Source organism: Streptomyces daliensis (assembly GCF_054782395.1).
On the sequence record NZ_BAAGSO010000051.1, the window covers coordinates 49,286 to 68,391 of the forward strand.

Genomic DNA, 19,106 nt, shown 5'->3' on the forward strand with positions numbered 1-19,106 from the left:
CACCTCCCGCTCGACGGGCGGGTACGGGTGCGGGGAGGCGGGTTCAGACATAGCGGATCCTCGGGTCGAGCACGGCGTAGAGGAGGTCGACGAGCAGGTTCGCGAGGAGGAAGACGATGACGAGGATCGTCACGAAGCCCACGACGGTCGGCGAGTTCTGCCGCACGATGCCCTGCCAGAGCTGGAAGCCGACGCCCTGGATGTTGAAGATCCGCTCGGTGACGAGGGCCCCTGCCATGAGGTTGCCGACGTCGGTACCGAGGAAGGTGACGACGGGGATCAGCGAGTTGCGCAGCAGGTGCCGCACGGTGACGCGGCTGCGCGGGAGGCCCTTGGCGACGGCCGTACGGACGTAGTCGGCCCGCGCGTTCTCCGCGATGGAGGTGCGGGTGAGCCGGGTGACGTAGGCGAGGGAGACGAGGGCGAGGACGAGCCCGGGGAGCAGCAGTTCGCCCGCGGGCGCCGCGGGCGAGACGGCGGGCCGGATCCAGCCCCACTTCACGCCGAACACGAACTGGGCGAGGGTGCCGGTCACGAACGTCGGCACGGAGATGACGACGAGGGTGAGCATCAGCACCGTGGTGTCGACGGGACGGCCGCGGCGCAGCCCCGTGACCACGCCGAGGACGATGCCGATGACGATCTCGAAGGCGATGGCGATGAGGGTGAGCCGGAGCGTGATGGGAAAGGCGGTGGACATGAGTTCCGTGACGGGCTGGCCGTTGAAGGCGTTGCCGAAGTCACCGGTGAAGATCTTTCCCATGTAGAGCAGGTACTGCTGCCATACGGGCTTGTCGAGGTTGAACTCGGCGCGCAACTGGGCCGCGGTCGACGGGTCGGGCGCGCGGTCCCCGAACATGGCGTTGACGGGGTCGCCGACCGCGTAGACCATCACGAAGATGAGAAAGGTGGTCCCGATGAACACCGGGATCATCTGGAGCAGTCGTCTGATGACGTAGCGCCCCACGGAGCCTCACTTGACCTTGATGTCGGTGAACACCGGCACGGAGAAGGGGTTGAGCCGCACGCCGCTCACCCGGTCCGAATAGCCCGCGTTGCCGTTCTGGTACCAGAGGGGAATGGCGGGAAGGTCGCGGAGCACCTGCTTCTCGGCCTCCTGGAACTTGGCGATCGCCGCCGATTCCTGGGCCGCGTTCGCCTCGTCCATCAGCTTGTCGACGGTGGAGCTGGAGTAGCCGGAGTCGTTGGAGGAGGCGTCGGTGTAGTAGAGCGGCTGGAGGAAGTTCTGGATGAGCGGATAGTCCATCTGCCAGCCGGTGCGGAAGAGGCCCTTCATCTTCTTGCCCGCGATGTTCTTGCGGAATTCGCCGAAGGTCGGGACGGGGTTGACGCTGCACGCGCTGCTCTTGCCGAGGGTGTCGTTGATGCTGTTGCAGACGGCTTCCATCCACTGCTGGTGGGAGCCGGTGTCCACGTTCGAGGTGAGGGTGATCTTCCCGCCGGGGAGGCCGCCGCCCTGCTTGATGAGCTGCCGCGCCTTCTTCGGGTTGTACGTGCAGGTCTCGCCGCACAGGCCCGCCTTGTAGCCGCCCGCGGCCTTGAGGACGGGCGAGGTGAGGTCCGTGGCGGGCTTGCGGGTGCCGTGGTAGATCTTCTCGGTGACCTCTTCGCGGTTGATGGCCATCGACAGACCGCGCCGCACGAGCAGCGCTTTCTCGCCCTTCCACTGCTTCTTGTAGAGGGGCAGCGAGACGGTCTGGAGAATTCCCGCGGGCTGGTTGATGTAGCGCCCGTCGAGGTCCTTCTTCGCGTTCTTGAGCTGCGCTGCGGGCAGTTCGTCGACGACGTCGAGATTGCCCGCTTGGAGGTCGGTGTATCCGGTGTTCTGGTCGGTGTAGACCTTCAGCTCGACGCCCTTGTTCTTCGGCTTGTCCGGGCCCGCGTACTTCCCGTTCCTGGACAGCTTCATGGACTGTCCCTTGGTGTACGAGTCGACCTTGTACGGGCCGTTCCCGACCGGCTTCTCCAGCCAGCCGTCGTGGTCCTCGAAGAACTTCTCCGGCAGCGGCGCGTAGGCGGCGTAGCCGAGCGTTTCGGGCCACAGGGAGAACTTCTGGTTGAGCTTCACCGTGAAGGTGTGCTTGTCCTCGGCCTTGAGCCCGGACAGCTTCTTCGCCTTCGGCTTGCCCTTTTCGGGGTGAACGTCCTCGTACCCCTCGATGTATTCAAAGAAGTACGAGTTCACCTGCTTGTTGGTGACCAGTGCCCCGTAATTCCACGCGTCCACGAAGGACTTGGCCGTCACGGGTGTGCCGTCGGAGAACTTCCAGCCCTTCTCCAGTTTCACCGTGAAGTTCCGCTGGTCGCTGGTCTCGATGGACTCGGCGACGGCGTTCTCGGCCTTGCCGGTGTCCGGGTCGTAGCGCTTGAGACCGCGGAAGGTCATGTCCAGGACCTTGCCGCCCTGCACCTCGTTGGTGTTGGCGGGCTCGATGGGGTTCTGCGGGTCCGTCCAGAAGGCCCGTACGACCCCGTCCTGGGTCCCCGTGTCCCCGCCCCCACCGCCGCCTCCGCCGCATCCCGCGGCTGCCAGCACGATGGCCGCACATCCGACGGCCCCTGTGACTCGCGTGGCTCCGCGCATGAGGTGCCTCCCGTGGTGCTGAAAGTCATGACTCAGAACCACATAACACTCTTTTCGCCCCAGAACCCGGGTCACCGGGCCGCCAGGGGAGGGACGGGACGCGCAGAAACCCCCGTATGCCGTACCGCACCACGCAAAAGGGCGGCCCCCGCGCGATGCGGGAGCCGCCCTCAGGCGTGCGTACTACGGGCCGACGGTCAGCGCTTGGCGCGGGCAGCCGCGCGGGCGCGCTCCTTGTGGTCCAGGTTCACCTTGCGGATGCGGATCGTCTCCGGGGTGACCTCGATGCACTCGTCCTCGCGGCAGAACTCCAGCGCCTGCTCCAGCGAGAGCTTGCGCGGCGGCACCAGGTTCTCCGTGGTGTCGGCCGAGGCCGCGCGCATGTTGGTCATCTTCTTTTCCTTGGTGATGTTGACGTCCATGTCGTCGGAACGCGAGTTCTCGCCGACGAGCATGCCCTCATACACCTCGGTACCGGGCTCGATGAAGATCGTGCCGCGCTCCTGGAGGTTCATCATCGCGAACGGCGTCGCCTTGCCCGCGCGGTCCGCGACCAGCGAGCCGCTGTGCCGGGTGCGCAGCTCGCCGAACCACGGCTCGTGCCCCTCGAAGAGGGAGTGCGCGATGCCGGTGCCGCGGGTCTCCGTCAGGAACTCGGTGCGGAAGCCGATCAGGCCGCGGGCCGGGACGATCCACTCCATGCGGATCCAGCCGGACCCGTGGTTGGTCATGGTCTCCATGCGGCCCTTGCGCGTCGCCATGAGCTGGGTGATGGAGCCCATGTGCTCCTCGGGCGCGTCGATGGTCATCCGCTCGACGGGCTCGTGCAGCTTGCCGTCGATCTCGCGGGTGACGACCTCGGGCTTGCCGACGGTCAGCTCGAAGCCCTCGCGGCGCATCGTCTCCACCAGGATGGCCAGCGCCAGCTCGCCGCGGCCCTGGACCTCCCAGGTGTCGGGGCGCTCGGTGGGCAGGACGCGCAGCGAGACGTTGCCGACCAGCTCGCGGTCCAGGCGGTCCTTGACCAGGCGCGCGGTGACCTTGTGGCCCTTGCCGCCCTTGCCGACCAGCGGCGAGTTGTTCGTACCGATGGTCATGGAGATCGCGGGCTCGTCCACCGTGATCAGCGGCAGCGCGACCGGGTTCTCCGGGTCGGCCAGCGTCTCGCCGATCATGATGTCCGGGATGCCGGCGACGGCGCAGATGTCGCCGGGCCCTGCCTCCTCGGCGGGCTTGCGGGTGAGCGCGTCCGTCATCAGCAGCTCGGTGATGCGTACGTTCTGGACGGTCTTGTCCCGCTTCATCCAGGCCACGGTCTGGCCCTTCTTCAGCTTGCCGTTCTTGACGCGCAGCAGCGCGATACGGCCGAGGAAGTTGTCCGCGTCCAGGTTGGTGACGTGCGCCTGGAGGGGCGCGTCCTCCTCGTACGTCGGCGCCGGGACGGTCTCCAGCAGCGTGCTGAAGAACGGCTCCAGGTTCTCGCTGTCAGCCGGGACGGTGCCGTCCTCGGGCTGCGTCAGCGAGGCGATGCCGTCGCGCGCGCAGGCGTAGACGATCGGGAACTCGATCTGCTCCTCGTCCGCGTCCAGGTCGAGGAAGAGGTCGTAGGTGTCGTCGACGACAGCGGAGATACGCGAGTCCGAGCGGTCCGTCTTGTTGATGCACAGGATGACGGGGAGGCGGGCCTCCAGCGCCTTGCGGAGCACGAAGCGGGTCTGCGGCAGCGGACCCTCGGAGGCGTCCACGAGCAGCACGACCGCGTCCACCATCGACAGGCCGCGCTCGACCTCGCCACCGAAGTCGGCGTGACCCGGGGTGTCGATGATGTTGATGACGATGGGGCCCCCGCCGTCCTTGGGGTGGTACTTGACGGCGGTGTTCTTGGCGAGAATGGTGATGCCCTTCTCGCGCTCCAGGTCATTGGAGTCCATCATGCGGTCGTCGACGGACTCGAGCTGGTGCGCGGCGAAGGCGCCCGCCTGCTTGAGCATGGCGTCGACCAGGGTGGTCTTGCCGTGGTCGACGTGAGCGACGATGGCGACATTGCGGATGTCATTGCGCGTGGGCATGCTGCGGCGCTTCTCCCGGAGTTGTGGGTGGGGCGCGGTGCTTTTGGGTTCTTTTTCGCGCGCCCTGCCGGGCTGATCCGCCGCGGCCTCGTCAACCATGGTACGGGCCCGGGGCGGCAACGCCTCCCCGGGCCCTCATGCTGACCGCGTAGCGCGATCGGGTGACTACTTCTCGTATCCGATGTCCTGGTAACGGGGCGTCTGGAAACCGAAGGCCCCGGCGTTGACGACCTTGTCCTTCGTGGCGACGAGCTGCGGGCGCTGGTAGAGCGGGACGGACCCTGCCGCCGCCCAGATGCGGGCGTCGGCGCGCCGGATCAGCTCGTCGCGCTCCCCTTCGTCCAGCTCGCCCGACGCCTGCTCGAAGAGCTGGTCGATCTGGTCGGTTCCGACGCGGGTGTAGTTGTGCCCGACGGAGAGCGAGCCATCGGCCGCGGGGCGCGGCTTGGCGAAGATCGGGCGGGCGTCGGTGGCGGGGTAGGCGGAGGCGGGCCAGGAGTAGAGGGCCAGGTCGTACTCGCCAGCGGCGATGTGGTCCTTGAAGTAGCTCTCGTCCGCGACCTTCTTGATCTGCGTACGCACGCCGATGCCGTTCAGCATGTCCGCGATCCGCTCCCCCGTGGCCCGGATCGGCCCGGAGCCAGGCCCTGCCGGGAGGACGAAGCGCAGCGCGAGGGGCTTGCCGTCCTTGGTGCGGACGGCCATGGCCCGGCCGCCGGAGAGCAGCCGCAGCTCGTCGGCTGTGGCCCGCTGGTCCCGCGCGGCGCGGAGCGCGGCGCGGGCGACGCGCTTCTTGCGGGGGCTGCCCTCCCAGACGGCGTGGCGCAGCTCGGCGCGGGCCGCCTGGACGAGGAGCGCGGCGCGCTGGCCTGCGGCGAGTGCTGCCGGGCTGAGCGGCTTGCCCTCGACGCGTGCGGCGTCCTCGGCGCTGACGCTGACCGCGGCGGCCTCCGCCTCGGTCCTGTGCTGCGGGCGGGGCTGGGCAGGGCGGGGGGCTACGCGCTCGGGGCCCGTGCCGCTCTTGGGGTGGGCACCGGTGGAGCCGTCGGGGGCGTCGTGGCGTGCGGCGGGCTTGCCGTCGTCCTGTGCGGCGGCTGCGCGGGGCTTGTCGTCCGTACCGGCGTACTGGTCGCCCGCCTCGCCCGCCCCGGCGTCACCGTGGCCCGTCCCGGCCTGCTTGCCGTCGCCGTCGCCGTTGCCGTCGGCGCCCGCGGGGGGCTGGGCCGGGCCGCCCTTCCAGCCCGCCTCGCCGAGGAGGCTCTGCGCCGACTCGACGTCCCTCTTGCCGATCGCGGCGCTGTTGTCGCTGTATCCGTGCTGGTCGACCATGCGCAGGTGGCTGCCCAGCGGCTTCGCGGGGAGCCCGCTGTCGCTGAGCGCCTGCTCGGCCAGGGCCTCGCGGTCGATGGCGCGGGCGACGGCGCGCCGTACGCGCTCGTCGGCCAGCGGGCCCTCGGCGCCGTTCAGCGCGAGCTGGGTGTAGGCCGGGTCGAGGGCCTTGCGCAGGGTGTAGCCGCGCAACTGGCGCTGCTGGGCCGCCAGCGCCTTGGCCTTCGCGCGCTGTTTCGCGGCCTTCTCGCGCTCGGCGCGCTCCGCCTTGCGGGCCTCCTCGCGCGCCTCCTTGCGGGCCTTCTCCGACAGGTGCGCGTCGGCCCAGGCGTGCAGCGAGTCGGCCGCGCGCTGCCCGCTGACGAAGCGGGGCTCCTGGCCCGGCTCCCTGGGCGTGATGTTCTCGCCACCCTCGCCGCCCTCGCCGCCCCGTGCCGCGTGACCCGCCTCACCGGGGGCTGAGGGGGCGCCGCGCTGGGGAAGCTGCTTGTCGGCCTGGTCGCCGTTCTTCGACGAGGCATTGGCGGCGGAGACGAGCTGCGCGACGCCGCCGTCGACCTCGGCGAGGTCCAGCTTGTGCCCCTCCAGGGCCGCCGCGCGCTTGGCACGGGGCACCGCCTTCAGCCTGATCCTGTCCAGCTTGGCCCGCTCGCCCCACCACGCGGGGTCGCGCACGAGGCTCACGGACCGGCTCGCCTTGCTCACCCGGCTCAGCTTGAAGGGCCCGGCGGAGACGGGGAGCTTCTTGCGGGAGCCCTGGTTGAAGGCGTGGGGCCCGCGCATCGCGGACTTCGGGTAGAGCGGCGCGAAGAGTGACTGCCAGTCCGCGTACGGCTTCCCGAACACGACCTTGACCTGGTGCGCGCCGGGACCCTTGCCGATCTTCGCGATGCGGTTGTACCCGGCGTTGCGGGCCGACCAGTACGCGCCGTGCCTGCCGTTCAGCGCCTTCCACTGCGCGACGAAGTCCTTGGCGCCCAGCGAGCGCCCGTCGTTCCACTTCGCCTTCGGGTTCAGCTTGTAGACGACGGTCTGACGGGGCTTGCTCGCCGTGACCTTGGCCGAGACGAGGTAGTCCTTGTTGGCCTGCGGCCTGGCCTTCTCGTCCAGGGTGAACAGCGAGGGCAGGGTGGCGCCCGCGACGCGGTCCGTCGTGGCGTCGGCATCGGGCTGGTACGTGTTGAACGTCTGCGGCACGCTGTCCACCGCCCACCGCAGCGTCCCGCCCTCGGCGACCTGCGCGCGCGAGGCGGTGGGCACGTCACGGGCGGCGCCCGTCGCGCCCCCGGCGGAGTCCTCCGTGGTGGAGCTGCACCCGGCGAGAGGGAGCAGCGCACCGGCCGCGAGAACGGCGACGTAGCGCCGAGCGACGGTATCGATGGCTGGCACGGCTGGCATGGCAGTAACCTCCCGGGCTGGCCGCTCACCCATGCTTGTCCACATTTGGCGGCTTTAGCGGCTCATCACATCTTTTGCCCCACTGAATGCGAGCCCTTCCCCTTCATCGCGGAGGCACGCGTGAAACGGCCCCGACGCCACCCGTGCGGAGCACGCGGGGCGGCTCCGCCGCCGAAACGGCCGATCACCCGCCCGGCCCTGCCGCCTCTCCCAGGACGACCTCGGCCCAGACGGTCTTGCACGGGAAAGGGCCCGGCGCGACTCCCCAGCGCAGGGCCAGCGCCTCGACGAGCAGCAGCCCGCGCCCCGACTCGGCGTCCTCGGCCACGGCCCGGAGCCCACCGGACCTGGGCGGACGCGCCTCACCCCGCGCGTCGGCCACCTCGACGCGCAGCACACCGTCGCAGCGCAGAAACAGCTCCAGCCGGAAGCGCCGCCCCGGCACATGCCCGTGCGTCACCGCGTTGGCGCCCAGCTCCGCCACCACGCTCGCGGCTCCCTCGGTCGCCTCGACGGGCACGCCCCACGCACAGAGCTGCGCGACGGCGACCAGCCGGGCGCGGTGGGCGCCCTTGCGGGTGGAGGGGAACTGGGCGGTGCAGTGCTGGTTCATCTCACCCAGCGTGGCCAGCGGCACGGACGGTGACCAGTAACGGCAGGCGAACGAGGGGTGGTTGTACGGATGAGGTGGGGGTTTGTACGGGCCGTTCGTCGTGACGTGAGCCGAGCCACCCGGGTTGAGTACGTACGACACGACGAAAAGCGGGTGGACATATGAGCGAGGGCAAGGAACGACAAAAAGACCACACTGCCGACAGCGCGGACAGCACGGACTGGAGCTTGGACACGGAGGACGACTCCGGCCCGCTGCTTCGTGCCGTCGGCCGCATGATCAAGGTGTGGCGCGAGGCGGCAGGGCTGACGCAGCCCGAGTTGGGCACACGCATCGGTTACGGCGGGGACCTGGTCTCCTCGGTGGAACGTGGCAGGCGCATCCCGAAGCCGGAGTTCCTGGACAACGCCGACCGGGTGCTGAGGGCCGAGGGCAAGATCTCGGCCATGAAGAAGGACGTGGCCGAGGCCCGCTACCCGAAGAAGGTCCGGAATCTGAAGAAGCTGGAGGACAACACTGTCGATCTGGGCGCGTACGCCAACCACAACGTGCACGGCTTCTTGCAGACGGAGGAGTACGCGCGAGCGCTGTTCGAGATGCGGCGCCCCGCGTACAGCGAGGACGAGATCGAACGCCAGCTAGCAGCACGCTTGGCCCGACAGCGCATCCTCGAACGGCACCCCACGCCCATGCTCACCTTTGTCCAGGAAGAGGTGACGCTGCGGCGCCCTCTCGGCGGGAGAATGGTTCTGCGACGCCAGCTCCAACGCCTGCTGGAGGTGGCACAGTTGCGGCACGTGGAAATCCAGGTGATGCCGACCAGCCGCGAAGAGCACTCCGGCATGAGCGGTGAGCATCAAGTGCTGAAACTGAACGACGGCACAACATTGGGGTTTTCAGAGGGCCAGCTCACAAGCCGCCTGATCACCAAGCCCGCTGAGGTACAGATCCTGGAGATGCGGTATGGCATGATCCGGGCGCAGGCACTCACCCCCCGTGAGTCGCTGGCCTACATCGAGCAGCTTCTAGGAGAGACATGATCCGCAAACACACAGCCGGAGTCGACACCTCTCTGACGTGGGTCAAGAGCAGCTACAGCAGCGACGACGGGCCTAGCTGCGTAGAGGTCGCCACAGACGCGGAGCAGATCCACATCCGCGACTCCAAAGACGTGACCCGCCCCCACCTCACCGCATCCCCCACCGCGTGGTCGACGTTCGTCGCGCTCGTTCACGGGAGCAGCGCCGCGACCCGCTCGCGCTGAGCCGTCGCACGCGCGTCGTCGAAGCCGCTCAGAAGCGCTGCGGCCTCTGCGGCGCACCCTGCGGCTTCCTCTCCGTCACCGTCGTCCGACAACGCCAGCGCCAGCGCCAAGTTGACCAGTGCGTTCGCGAGGGCCCACTGATCCCCCGTGTCGCGGTACGCGGAGACGGCCACTCGGTGGAATTGGGCGGCCTCTGTGAAGCGGCCGAGGTCGCGGTACGCCTCGCCCGCGCAGTCGTGTGCCGCAGCCTCGCGGTTGCGGTCGCCGATTTTCCGCTGGGCCACGGCTGATTCCTGGCAGCACACCAAGGCATCGCCCGGTTCCCCCAGAGCGCACTGGATTCGCGCGAGTTCCAGGAGCCAGTAGGCTCCCCAGGCTGTGAGCCGGTCCGTCTCGGCGATGTCGAGGGCTTGCCTGATGGTGGACAGGGCGGCCTCCGGTTCGCCCCGCTCCCGTTGCGTCATCGACAAGTAGAACAGTGCGTTCCCCTCGTAGGCCCGGTCCCCCGCCTCCCGGCAGAGTCGGACCGCCGCGGTGAGGTCCGCCGTCGCGGCATCGAGCCGCAGCCCGTCGAACCGGGTCATTCCCAGGTTCGACAGGAGCAGGGACTCCCAGCGCAGATCCGCGAGGCGGCGGAAGATCTCCCGTCCCTCTTCGAACCGCGCCTCGGCGGCCACCAGCCTGCGGCGGCGCCAGTCGAGCAGCCCGAGGGCGTTGACGGCGACGCCCTCGCCATAGCGGTCGCCGGTCTCTCTGCGCAGTCGCAGCGCCTCGTGCTGGTGCAGCTCGGCCTCGTCCAGCCGCTGGGACTGCAAGTACGCCTTGCCCAGGCTGTCGTGCAGCTCCGCCTGCCCCCGCCGGTCAGCGATGGCGGTGGCCGACGCGAGACCCGTTTCGGATGTGGCGATCCATTCCTGGAACGGGTTGCGGCTTACGTAGACGCTGCGCAGCAGGGCGGCGATCCGCCATGCCACCTCGTGCCGACCGCTGGCCGAGGCTGTGCGGACGGCGGACACGAGGTTGGCCTGTTCCAGCTCGAACCACCGCAACGCCGCAGCGCGGTCCGTGAACTCGTCCACCACCACATCCGGCCCATCCGGGTACGGCTCCGGCATCGGGAGAGGTCGGTCCAGCGGGGCGATGCGCGAGATCGCGTGGGCCAGAGTGAAGAGGTAGTGATTCAGTACGCGTGCCTGGGCGCTGTTCCTGGCTTCCTCGTCCTCGTACCGCTCGGCCTGCTGGGCGGCGTAGATCCGCAGAAGGTCGTGGAACTGGAACCTCCCGTACGCGGCCTGTTCGAGAACGTGCGCTCCCGTCAGGACGTCGAGCAGGCGGCGGGCCACCGTGACAGTGGTACCGGCGAGCGTGGCCGCGGCGGATACGCCGAACTCAGGTCCTGGGTGCAGACCCAGCAGCCGGAAGAGCCGCGCGGTCGCCTCGGACAGGGCCCGGTAGGACCAGGCGAAAACGGTTCGCACGGCGTCGGACTCGTCGTCCTCCTCTGCCGTCAGCGCACCCCACAACGCCGACTCGTCCCGCAGGTCGGCGATGAGTTCGTCCAGGGGCATCAGGGGCCTGCTCGACGCTCGCTCTGCGGCGATCCGCAGGGCGAGCGGCAGTCGGGCGCACAGACGGGCCAGCTCGGACAGCTCCGTGTCGGTGTCGGTGAGCGCTCTGCACTCCGCCGTCACGGTGTGCAGCAGATGCACCGCGTCCCGCTCGGAGAACACGTCCAGCGTGATCCGGTGCGCGCCGTCTCTGGCGACCAGGCCGGAGAAGCGATGCCGACTGGTCACCAGCACCAGGCAGTCCGGGCCCCCGGGCAGCAGGGGCCGGACCTGGCTGACAGTTGCCGCGTTGTCCAGGACCACGAGGACGCGCTGATCGGCCAGTAGCGACCGGTACAGAGCGGAGCGGTCCTCCAGACGTGCCGGTATCGACGACGGGGCGACGCCCAGAGCCCGCAGGAAGTAGTCGAGAGCCTGCTCTGCGGTGACCGGTTCGCCCGGGTCATAGCCGCGCAGGTTCACGTAGAGCTGACCGCCAGGGAACTGATCGCGTACCCCGTGCGCCCAGTGCAGGGCCAGCGGGGTCTTGCCCACCCCCGCGGTTCCAGTGATGACGTAGACCCCGGTGGCTCCCGAAGCCCCGCCCTGCTCCTGTCCGAGGACCGCGTCGAGCGCCCGGATCTCATCGCGGCGATTGACGAATCCCCTCACATCCCCCCGGAGCTGACGAGGTGGAGCGGGGCGGTTCGGGTCCGTCCCGTGGTGGAAGTGGACTCCGCCGTGCACGTTCCCGGCCTGCACTACATCGTGCGCGGAGCCGGACAGGTCTGAATGGGATTCTGAATGGGATCGGGATTCGACGTGAGAGGGCTCGTCGGGGTGAGAGGGCTCGTCGGGGTGAGAGGGCTCGTCGGGCGAGCCTGTCACCGGTGCTGCTCTCGATTTGAGAGGAGCCCTTCGCGGGCCATGTACTCCCTGATTCCCTCCCCCTCCCCGTAGAGCCCTTGCACGAACTTCCGGCAGCCAGCCACCAGATCATGCCCGGCGTAACGGACGCCGCCTTCTTGGAGTCCGTTCTCGTCGTAGAGCAGGCGGTACGCCACGTCATCGCCGAGCGTGATCAACTCGGGCAGTCTGCCGTCCTCTTCGTACGGGCGGACCCGCCCAGCATCGATCACCCGGGTATGGCCGCCGAGTTCGTCCCTCATGAGCAGCAGGCGCAGCTCCCAGCGCATGTAGTCGGTGAGCGGCTGCTCCACCACTCGGATGCGCCAGGTCTCGAACCTGTGAGCCCGGAGCCTGGCGTAGTGCTGGGTGAGCGCTTCGCGACGGCTCTCCAGCAGAGCCAGGGCGTGCGGCCAGTCTCCCTTGGAGAAGGCGACCCAACTGTCGTCCATGGGCTCCTGGAATTCCTGGAGGCGCTCCAGCTTCCAGAACCCTGGCTCGCCGATTCGCCAGAAGCGTTCTTCGAAGTCGGCCCAGTAAGTGTCGCCGAGCAACCGTTCGCCCGGCGCGCCCGCCAGTTCATCAAGCATCCGGAACACCCATCCGTACCGCCCTGGCCATGCCTCGGGGGATCACCACGAGCCGCTCGCCCGCACCGACGCTGACCCCATCGGGCAAGAGCCCCACGTAGTTCTCGGTCAGATCGCGCCCGATCACGACGACGTCCCCGTTGTCCAGCTCCCAGACGTCCGGGCACCCACCCTCGCCGCCGCTGCCGGTCTCTCCCGATTCACGACCGCTGCCGGGATCCGTCGGCGCGATGCCGAGCCGACGGACGAACGAGGCTTGCGGGTCGGGGCTCCAAACACCGTTCACCATGGTCGCCCTCCGTGAGGAGCCGAATCCTTGGAGTATCAGGCTAGCGCGGCAGAGGTCCCGCACCTACGGATGAAGCACCCGGAAAATCGGCACGTCCAGGTGTCGAGAATGACGCGCCGGCTCCGTCCCAGGGGTACCAGCAGCCAGAGCGGACTGGACTGCGCGACGCATGAGGAGTACCCCGTGACGATTCAGCGGATGGACAACGTCGGCATCGTCGTCGACGACCTGGAGGCCGCCGTCGACTTCTTCACCGAGCTGGGCATGGAGCTGGAGGGCGAAGCGCAGACCGAGGGAACCGTGGCGGACCAGATGCTCGGCCTCGACGGGGTCCGCAGCGCCATCGCGATGATGCGCACCCCTGACGGCCACGGCAAGCTGGAGCTGACGAAGTTCCACGCCCCCACTGCGGTCGCCGCCGGGCCCCTCGACCCGCCGCCCAACACGCTGGGCCTGCACCGCGTCATGTTCGCCGTCGACGACATCGACGACACGATCGCCCGCCTGCGCCGCCACGGCGCCGAGCTCCTCGGCGAGGTGGCGCGGTACGAGAACGTCTACCGGCTCTGCAACCTCCGCGGCCCGTCGGGAATCATCGTCGCGCTGGCCGAACGGATCGGCTAGGTTCCGTCACGCTGGTCAGCGTCGGGTCCCGCCGAGGCCGCCCCACCGCGTAGCCGAACCAGCCGAACCGGCGCTGCCGCACGCCCGAGAGATCCCCTAGCGCGTCATCGCGAGCAGACCAAGATGCCGCCGAGACAAGAGATTCTGAACGCGCCGCACCGGTCGATGTGGTCGGTCAGGATCGCCCGAGCGCGGGCGATGGTGGCGTCGAACGGCACGTCGTGCTGATCGGCCCATGCTCGGTACGACTCCATGTGCGCGATCACGGGCTCGGGCGTACGCACGGCGATCGTGCCGGGCAACTCCATCGCCTCGATCTCGCGGAACTCGGCTCCGAGCAACGCCGGGGCCTTCTCCAGTGAGAATCGAGCGCTGAGCGATATACGCGAGGGCCCTCGGTCGACCCCCAGCACCTCGCCCGCGGCACGTTCCCACAGCCGGTCGAGCTCCGCCTTGTCCCGGTCGCTGTTCGTAGACGCGATCACGATGCCCTCGGCCGTGACGACCCGACCGAGCTCCTTGATCGCTGCGGGTATGTCCTGCACGTGGTACAGCATGTGCAGCGCAAGAGCCGCGTTGACGCTTCCTGTGCGCAACGGGAGCCGCTCGGCGTCGGCCACCATCACCGGCCGGGGCACTCCGTCGAGGATGCCGAGCGAGACATCTAGCCCGACCACCCGCAGATCGGGGAGGTCCTGGTTCAGCCGACTGATGAACTTCCCGTTGCCGCACCCCACGTCGACGACCGTGCCGCGCACCTGCCGCAACCGGTCGACGATGATCCCTGGCAAGTCATAACGCGGTGTCTGCCATCGGTAGAGCGACTGACGGGCGGCAAGGTCCCGTCCGGTGCTGTAGGCGCTACCGGTCAGGATGGCCCGGTTCGTCACGGCGGCGTCGTGCTCGGCGGGCAGGTCGGTCACGTCAGCGACTCCGGTGGTCAGCGGCACGGAGGGCGACACGATGGGTTGTACTCCTGATGCGGTCGCTCAGGTGTGCCACTTGCGGAGCACCACGGTACTGCGCGGCGCCGAGTTCGTCGGCAAGGTCGGACAACCGCGGCCGGATGCTCGCTGAGAGATGTCCGGGAGGGGTCTTGGGGACGAAACCGATCATGGCCTCGGTCGCATCGATCTCGCCCGCAACCATGTGGCACCTCGCGAGATCGAGGTGCGCGGCGTGCAGATCACCGACCGAACGGTCGTCGTCCGTGGTCGAGCGGTAAAGACCGACCGCCGCTTGAGCCGCCTCGACCGCCTGCTGCACGTTGTGCGCTCCCCCTATGGCGAGGTAGGTCGTGCCCGCATATGCGAGCTGTTTCGCGGCGGGGAAACTGAAGACGCCCGGCATCTCATCCGGCTCGCACATGGCGTCGCGAGCCTGGGCAGCGGTCGCCAGGGCAGCAGCGGCCCCACGCTGGTCTCCGGCCACGGCGAGCGCTCTCGCTTCCAGACTCGCCAGCCTCACACCAATACTCCCGGGCGCCACGTACTGCTGCCCTGACCGGGCCAGCCCTGCGGCTTGTCGTGGGTGTCCGTTCCAAAAGGCGATCAGCGACTCAACTCCCCGCACCCATCCCTTGAGCCCGTTGTGCCCTGCCGCATCAGCACACGCCCACGCGGTACGAGCATGGGTCATCGGCCGGCTCACGAAGTGCCGGGCAAGTGACGCGACCTCGGCGTCGAGCTGTTCGGCCGTGTGCTCGTCGCTGTTGCGCGCGGCAATGAACCACGCGAACCGCGCGGATGCGGCAGCGTCCGCGGCTAAGACGTGACGAGAAGGAGGGGCGACCGCCACTGCGGCTGCGGTTTCACCGGCATCGCTGACCAGCACGGCCCCGCCTGCGGCCTGCGCTTCCTTCCTGCGTCGCTTCGTGACAGCCGCAGCACGGTCCAGGGCGGGAGAGTCGATGTCGAACACCTCGGCCAGGTGCCCGCGGGTACGCGGCGTAGGGGTCCGGTTCTCACGTTCATACCGGCCGATCTCCTTGCCCGTCATCACGGACCGGCCCTCGACCTCGTTGTAGCGGTCCGCCACTTGCTGCTGAGTCCAGCCGAACTCTGCGCGCAGCCGCGCAAGACACTCGCCGATGCCGATTTCGCTCATCCTGGCTCCCTCGCACCGCTCCTAGCCCCATCTTGGCCCCCTGTTTGGCCCCCGAGCGGGCTCCCGACCGGTACGAGGCCCGGCTGTTCTCCTGGTGCCATGCCGTTGCAGGAAAGCGGCGAGCGTCTTCGGCGCTGCTCTGAGCACCGAAAACGGCTTCGGCGCTGACCTGGTGAAGGTCCGCACCACTTCACCCAAAGGAAGTGAACCGTGGAACAGTTCGAGCGCGCCAGCCTCGGCGCCTACTTTCAGCGAGTCGCCGCCGAGTTCGCCCCCGCTGAACGGCCCGCGTCGTTTCTGATCACTCACCTGCTGTCAGAACGTCCGAGCTTCGTGCAGGCCGTAGCGCGACAGACAGCCTTGCGCGCCGTACTCCCGAAACCGAAGTCGATCGATGCGGGGGCACGCCGAGAGGTCGAGCGATCCGTGCAGTGCGATCCCCTCTCACGTGACACCTTCGAGAACCCCGAACTGACCGTCGACTACTTCGAGGCACGCGCCGCCGGACACACAGTCGTACTGCTCGACGTGGGCGGCTACTTCGCCCCGACGCTCGACGCTCTGTGCGACCGGTTCTCGGGCCGCATCCTGGGCGTGGTCGAGGACACCGAGAACGGCCACAAGAGGTACGCCGAGTGCGACAAGCTGCCGTGCCCCGTCGTCTCGGTCGCCCGCTCCCCGCTCAAGGACCCCGAGGACTTCCTCGTAGGGCAGTCGGTCGTGTTCTCGGCCGAGGCTCTGATGCGCTCCCGGAGCGATATCCTGCACGGCCGCCCAGCCCTCGTCATCGGCTTCGGCAAGCTGGGCAGCTCGATCGCACGGCTGCTGCACGCGAAGGGCGTACAGGTCACCGTCTACGACATCGACCCTGTGCGCCGCACGCAGGCGCTCTCCCAGGGATTCACGGTCGCCCGCGACCGTGCCGCCGCTCTGAACGGGGCCGGGCTCGTGCTGTGCGCGACCGGCTCAGTGTCGCTCCGGGGCGAGGACTTCCCGCGACTGCGGAACGGCGCGTACGTCGCCACGGTCACCTCGTCCGAGGACGAACTCGACCTCGACTCGCTGCCCAGCATCTATCAGCGCACGCCAGCCGGGGAGCACGTCACGCGCTACCAGACGACCGGGCACTACTTCTACCTGCTCAACGGCGGCAACGCCGTCAACTTCCTGCACGGCGCGAGCGTGGGCCCGTTCATCTACCTCGTTCAGGCGGAGATCCTCGCCGGAGTCCGGATGCTCGCCCGCGGCGATCTCGGACCCGGTATGCATGAGGTTGCCGCAAGCGATCGCACGATCGTCGCAGCAACGTGGCTCAACTACTTCAACCGGTAACCGGTAAGGAAAAACATGCCGATCACCGCCCAGCATGTACGCGAGACGCTCGACGCGTACCTCGGCCAGCATCCGGACGACAAAAGTTCGCTCGCCGCCCTCTCTGAGGTGCTCAACGAGGCAGGCGACTCGATCACATCGCGCAAGGAGTTCCGCGGACACGTCACCGCCGGGGCCATCCTGCTGCGCCCCGATGGCCGCGTGCTCACCATCGAACACCGCGCCCTCGCGAAATGGCTGCTGCCCGGTGGACACATCGAGCCGAGCGACGAGACCCTTCTCAACGCAGCACTGCGAGAGCTCGCGGAAGAGACCGGCGTCACCGCTGCGCAGGTCCAGGCAGCCGGCCCGGTCCCGCTGCACGTCGACGCGCACCAGATCCCGGCGAACGACGCGAAGGGCGAGCCGACGCACCCGCACTTCGATTTCCGGTTCCTCTGCCGCACGACCGTCAACGACGTGGTGTTGCAGGAGGACGAAGTGACCGCCTATTCGTGGCAGCCCGCGGACACGCTGGCCACCGAGCCGCTGCGGGGCCGGGTGCTGGCCTCCCGCTGACACAAATGACCATCTGGCGAGATTCCGTCCCGGCCCGGGGAAGGCGCTCGCCCTGCCCCGGCCACGGCACCTCAACCCGTAGCCAGCCGCGCCGTAACCCGCACCCCCACCCACACCGTCAGGGACTCCTACGCGCGCCCCATGTCCACGACGTACTTCCCGCGCACACCTCCCGCTTCGAGCCCCCGGTGGGCCTCCGCGATGCCGTCCATCGGCAGCACGGCGTGGATCACGGGCCGCACATCCCCCTTCTCGGCGCGCCGGGCGAGTTCCGCGATGCGCTCGGCGGGCGGGTTGTTGCTGAACAGCTTGACCTGACGGGGCCGGAGCGCGGCGCGCAGCCCCGTGCCGAGCATGGACGCGACGATGCGGTCCGGGTCGAAGGCGAGGGCGATCATGCGCCCCCGGCGGTCGAGCCGGGCCTGATAGGCGCCCAGCTCGGTGCCGACCACGTCGACGATGACGTCGAAACGGCCGAGGTCATCGGGTCGGGTGGTGCGGTAGTCCAGGGCCTCGTCCGCGCCCAGTTCCCTGATCCAGTCGAGGTTCCTGGCACCGGCGAGGGCGGTGACGTGCGCGCCGAGCGCCTTGCCGAGCTGCACGGCGAGGCTGCCGACGCCCCCGGTGGCGCCCCGGATAAGGAGCCGTTCGCCGGGAGCAAGGCGCGCCTTCTCCGTCAGCGCGGTCAGCGCGGTGGTGCCCGACGTCGGCAGCGCGGCGGCCTCCAGCAGGCTCAGGTTCCCGGGCGCCGGGGCGAGCCGTTCCCCGGGGACGGCGACGTAGTCGGCGAGGGCGCCGAAGGCGAAGTGCGGCATGACGCCCCACACCGCGTCCCCGTGCTGCCAGCCTCGCACCTGGGCACCCGCTTCCACGACGCGCCCGGCGAAGTCGCCGCCCACGCGGCGGGGGAACTTGGCGCGGGCGATGCCGCGCATCCTGCCCGCGCGGAAGGCGGTCTCCCCCGCGTCCACGCTGGCCGCGTGCACCTCGACCAGCACTTCTCCCGGTCCGGGGCTGGGCTTCGGCACCTCGGCGACGCGCAGCACCTCGGGCGGGCCAAAACGGTCGTACTGCACGGCACGCATGACGTTCTCCTGACTCTCCGTACCAGCCGCCCCGAGAAACGGGGTGGCCCCCCACTTACGTCAGCTACGATAAGCGGAGAGGCACCCCATTTGGCAAACCTGGAGGTCATGGTGGTCGGCAGCACGGCGCGAGGGCCCATGCGCGCGGACGCCCGGCGCAACTACGAACGCATCGTCGCCGCCGCAGAGGAGACCTTCACGGCCCACGGCGCCGACGCCTCACTGGAAGAGATCGCCCGCAGGGCCGGTGTCGGGTCCGCGACCCTGCACCGGCACTTCCCCTCCCGGCGCTCGCTGCTGGAGGTCGTCTTCCGCGACCGCGTCGAAGCGCTGTGCGCCCGGGCACGGGAGCACGCGCAAGGCGGCGAGCCGGGCACCGCGCTCTTCACCTGGCTGCGGGACTTCACCGTCTACGCGGCGGCCAGCCACGGTCTGGTCGGATCGCTGCTGCGCGGCGGCGGCCAGGACGCCGACCTGCTGGAGGAGAACGACGGCTGCGCGACGATGATCACCGCCGCGGCGGACGAACTGCTCGACCGGGCGCGGCAGGCGGGCACGGTACGCGCCGGCGTCCGGGCCGAGGACCTGCTCGCGCTCGTCAGCGCCATCTCGCTCACGTCGGAGGAGCACGACGGCGGAGCGCAGGCGGGCCGGCTGCTCGACCTCGCCATCGAGGGCGTGCGCTCCCCCACCCCTGGCCCCGGTCCGTCGGACGGCGCCTGACACCGTCGGCCGGACATGCCGCTGCCCCGGAGACCGGTGGGCCTCCGGGGCAGCGGGGCGCTCGGAAC

17 protein-coding genes are annotated in these 19,106 nt (G+C 69.3%); 6 read left to right on the plus strand and 11 right to left on the minus strand.

Features of this window, described 5'->3' with window-relative positions:
- Positions 1–43: 43 nt before the first annotated feature.
- The 5 genes from ACYVOO_RS10640 to ACYVOO_RS10660 all read right to left on the minus strand — a co-directional run bounded on the left by ACYVOO_RS10640 (position 44) and on the right by ACYVOO_RS10660 (position 8,155).
- Positions 44–967: an ABC transporter permease gene (locus ACYVOO_RS10640; protein WP_461015400.1), complete on the minus strand. Its 924-nt coding sequence runs from the start codon at positions 965–967 to the stop codon at positions 44–46.
- Between the two features lie 6 nt (positions 968–973).
- Positions 974–2,605 carry a peptide ABC transporter substrate-binding protein gene (locus ACYVOO_RS10645; RefSeq protein ID WP_461015401.1) on the minus strand — a complete coding sequence of 544 codons (1,632 nt, stop codon included), beginning with the start codon at positions 2,603–2,605 and terminating at the stop codon, positions 974–976.
- Positions 2,606–2,802: 197 nt separating this feature from the next.
- Positions 2,803–4,674, minus strand: a complete 1,872-nt coding sequence (typA, locus tag ACYVOO_RS10650) for a translational GTPase TypA (protein WP_461015402.1) — start codon at positions 4,672–4,674, stop codon at positions 2,803–2,805.
- A gap of 165 nt (positions 4,675–4,839) precedes the next feature.
- Positions 4,840–7,392, minus strand: a complete 2,553-nt coding sequence (locus ACYVOO_RS10655; protein ID WP_461015403.1) for an ABC transporter family substrate-binding protein — start codon at positions 7,390–7,392, stop codon at positions 4,840–4,842.
- 193 nt (positions 7,393–7,585) lie between these two features.
- Positions 7,586–8,155, minus strand: coding sequence for an ATP-binding protein (locus tag ACYVOO_RS10660; RefSeq protein ID WP_461015404.1), 570 nt, complete (start codon positions 8,153–8,155; stop codon positions 7,586–7,588).
- 20 nt (positions 8,156–8,175) lie between these two features.
- Here ACYVOO_RS10660 and ACYVOO_RS10665 point away from each other — a divergent pair, with 20 nt between their 5' ends.
- Entirely contained in the window at positions 8,176–9,054 is an 879-nt protein-coding gene (locus ACYVOO_RS10665) for a helix-turn-helix domain-containing protein (RefSeq protein WP_461015405.1), read from the plus strand.
- Positions 9,051–9,278: a DUF397 domain-containing protein gene (locus ACYVOO_RS10670; protein ID WP_461015406.1), complete on the plus strand. Its 228-nt coding sequence runs from the start codon at positions 9,051–9,053 to the stop codon at positions 9,276–9,278. The genes ACYVOO_RS10665 and ACYVOO_RS10670 overlap by 4 nt, the downstream gene beginning before the upstream one ends.
- Here ACYVOO_RS10670 and ACYVOO_RS10675 read toward each other — a convergent pair.
- The 3 genes from ACYVOO_RS10675 to ACYVOO_RS10685 all read right to left on the minus strand — a co-directional run bounded on the left by ACYVOO_RS10675 (position 9,245) and on the right by ACYVOO_RS10685 (position 12,610).
- Positions 9,245–11,497: an ATP-binding protein gene (locus ACYVOO_RS10675; RefSeq protein WP_461015407.1), complete on the minus strand. Its 2,253-nt coding sequence runs from the start codon at positions 11,495–11,497 to the stop codon at positions 9,245–9,247. The two genes, ACYVOO_RS10670 and ACYVOO_RS10675, sit on opposite strands and share 34 nt — an antisense overlap.
- A gap of 212 nt (positions 11,498–11,709) precedes the next feature.
- Positions 11,710–12,321 carry a DUF6879 family protein gene (locus tag ACYVOO_RS10680; RefSeq protein ID WP_461015408.1) on the minus strand — a complete coding sequence of 204 codons (612 nt, stop codon included), beginning with the start codon at positions 12,319–12,321 and terminating at the stop codon, positions 11,710–11,712.
- Positions 12,314–12,610 carry a hypothetical protein gene (locus tag ACYVOO_RS10685; protein ID WP_461015409.1) on the minus strand — a complete coding sequence of 99 codons (297 nt, stop codon included), beginning with the start codon at positions 12,608–12,610 and terminating at the stop codon, positions 12,314–12,316. The genes ACYVOO_RS10680 and ACYVOO_RS10685 overlap by 8 nt, the downstream gene beginning before the upstream one ends.
- A 198-nt stretch (positions 12,611–12,808) precedes the next feature.
- On the opposite strand from ACYVOO_RS10685, the gene ACYVOO_RS10690 reads away from it, so the two are divergent.
- Positions 12,809–13,234 (plus strand): VOC family protein, encoded by a 426-nt coding sequence (locus ACYVOO_RS10690; protein ID WP_461015439.1) that lies wholly within the window; start codon positions 12,809–12,811, stop codon positions 13,232–13,234.
- A 104-nt stretch (positions 13,235–13,338) separates the two neighbouring features.
- Here ACYVOO_RS10690 and ACYVOO_RS10695 read toward each other — a convergent pair whose 3' ends face one another.
- Both ACYVOO_RS10695 and ACYVOO_RS10700 read right to left on the minus strand, forming a co-directional pair.
- Positions 13,339–14,157, minus strand: a complete 819-nt coding sequence (locus ACYVOO_RS10695) for a class I SAM-dependent methyltransferase (protein WP_461015410.1) — start codon at positions 14,155–14,157, stop codon at positions 13,339–13,341.
- A gap of 1 nt (position 14,158) precedes the next feature.
- Complete coding sequence (locus ACYVOO_RS10700) at positions 14,159–15,340, minus strand: helix-turn-helix domain-containing protein (protein WP_461015411.1); 1,182 nt, start codon at positions 15,338–15,340, stop codon at positions 14,159–14,161.
- Between the two features lie 210 nt (positions 15,341–15,550).
- On the opposite strand from ACYVOO_RS10700, the gene ACYVOO_RS10705 reads away from it, so the two are divergent.
- Positions 15,551–16,672: an adenosylhomocysteinase gene (locus tag ACYVOO_RS10705; protein ID WP_461015412.1), complete on the plus strand. Its 1,122-nt coding sequence runs from the start codon at positions 15,551–15,553 to the stop codon at positions 16,670–16,672.
- A 15-nt stretch (positions 16,673–16,687) separates the two neighbouring features.
- Entirely contained in the window at positions 16,688–17,230 is a 543-nt protein-coding gene (locus tag ACYVOO_RS10710) for an NUDIX hydrolase (protein ID WP_461015413.1), read from the plus strand.
- Between the two features lie 128 nt (positions 17,231–17,358).
- On the opposite strand, the gene ACYVOO_RS10715 is transcribed toward ACYVOO_RS10710, so the two are convergent.
- Positions 17,359–18,315 (minus strand): NAD(P)-dependent alcohol dehydrogenase, encoded by a 957-nt coding sequence (locus ACYVOO_RS10715; protein WP_461015414.1) that lies wholly within the window; start codon positions 18,313–18,315, stop codon positions 17,359–17,361.
- A 90-nt stretch (positions 18,316–18,405) separates the two neighbouring features.
- Here ACYVOO_RS10715 and ACYVOO_RS10720 point away from each other — a divergent pair, with 90 nt between their 5' ends.
- On the plus strand, positions 18,406–19,038 hold the full coding sequence (locus tag ACYVOO_RS10720; RefSeq protein ID WP_461015415.1) for a TetR/AcrR family transcriptional regulator: 633 nt from the start codon (positions 18,406–18,408) through the stop codon (positions 19,036–19,038).
- Positions 19,039–19,106 lie beyond the last annotated feature (68 nt).

What these genes read in the sequence shown, in the direction of transcription:
- ACYVOO_RS10645 (WP_461015401.1), bottom strand. Translation starts at nt 2,605, where the DNA reads ATGCGCGGAGCCACGCGAGTCACAGGGGCCGTCGGATGTGCGGCCATC.
- typA (WP_461015402.1), bottom strand. Translation starts at nt 4,674, where the DNA reads ATGCCCACGCGCAATGACATCCGCAATGTCGCCATCGTCGCTCACGTC.
- ACYVOO_RS10665 (WP_461015405.1), top strand. Translation starts at nt 8,176, where the DNA reads ATGAGCGAGGGCAAGGAACGACAAAAAGACCACACTGCCGACAGCGCG.
- ACYVOO_RS10670 (WP_461015406.1), top strand. Translation starts at nt 9,051, where the DNA reads ATGATCCGCAAACACACAGCCGGAGTCGACACCTCTCTGACGTGGGTC.
- ACYVOO_RS10680 (WP_461015408.1), bottom strand. Translation starts at nt 12,321, where the DNA reads ATGCTTGATGAACTGGCGGGCGCGCCGGGCGAACGGTTGCTCGGCGAC.
- ACYVOO_RS10685 (WP_461015409.1), bottom strand. Translation starts at nt 12,610, where the DNA reads ATGGTGAACGGTGTTTGGAGCCCCGACCCGCAAGCCTCGTTCGTCCGT.
- ACYVOO_RS10690 (WP_461015439.1), top strand. Translation starts at nt 12,809, where the DNA reads ATGGACAACGTCGGCATCGTCGTCGACGACCTGGAGGCCGCCGTCGAC.
- ACYVOO_RS10700 (WP_461015411.1), bottom strand. Translation starts at nt 15,340, where the DNA reads ATGAGCGAAATCGGCATCGGCGAGTGTCTTGCGCGGCTGCGCGCAGAG.
- ACYVOO_RS10710 (WP_461015413.1), top strand. Translation starts at nt 16,688, where the DNA reads ATGCCGATCACCGCCCAGCATGTACGCGAGACGCTCGACGCGTACCTC.
- ACYVOO_RS10715 (WP_461015414.1), bottom strand. Translation starts at nt 18,315, where the DNA reads ATGCGTGCCGTGCAGTACGACCGTTTTGGCCCGCCCGAGGTGCTGCGC.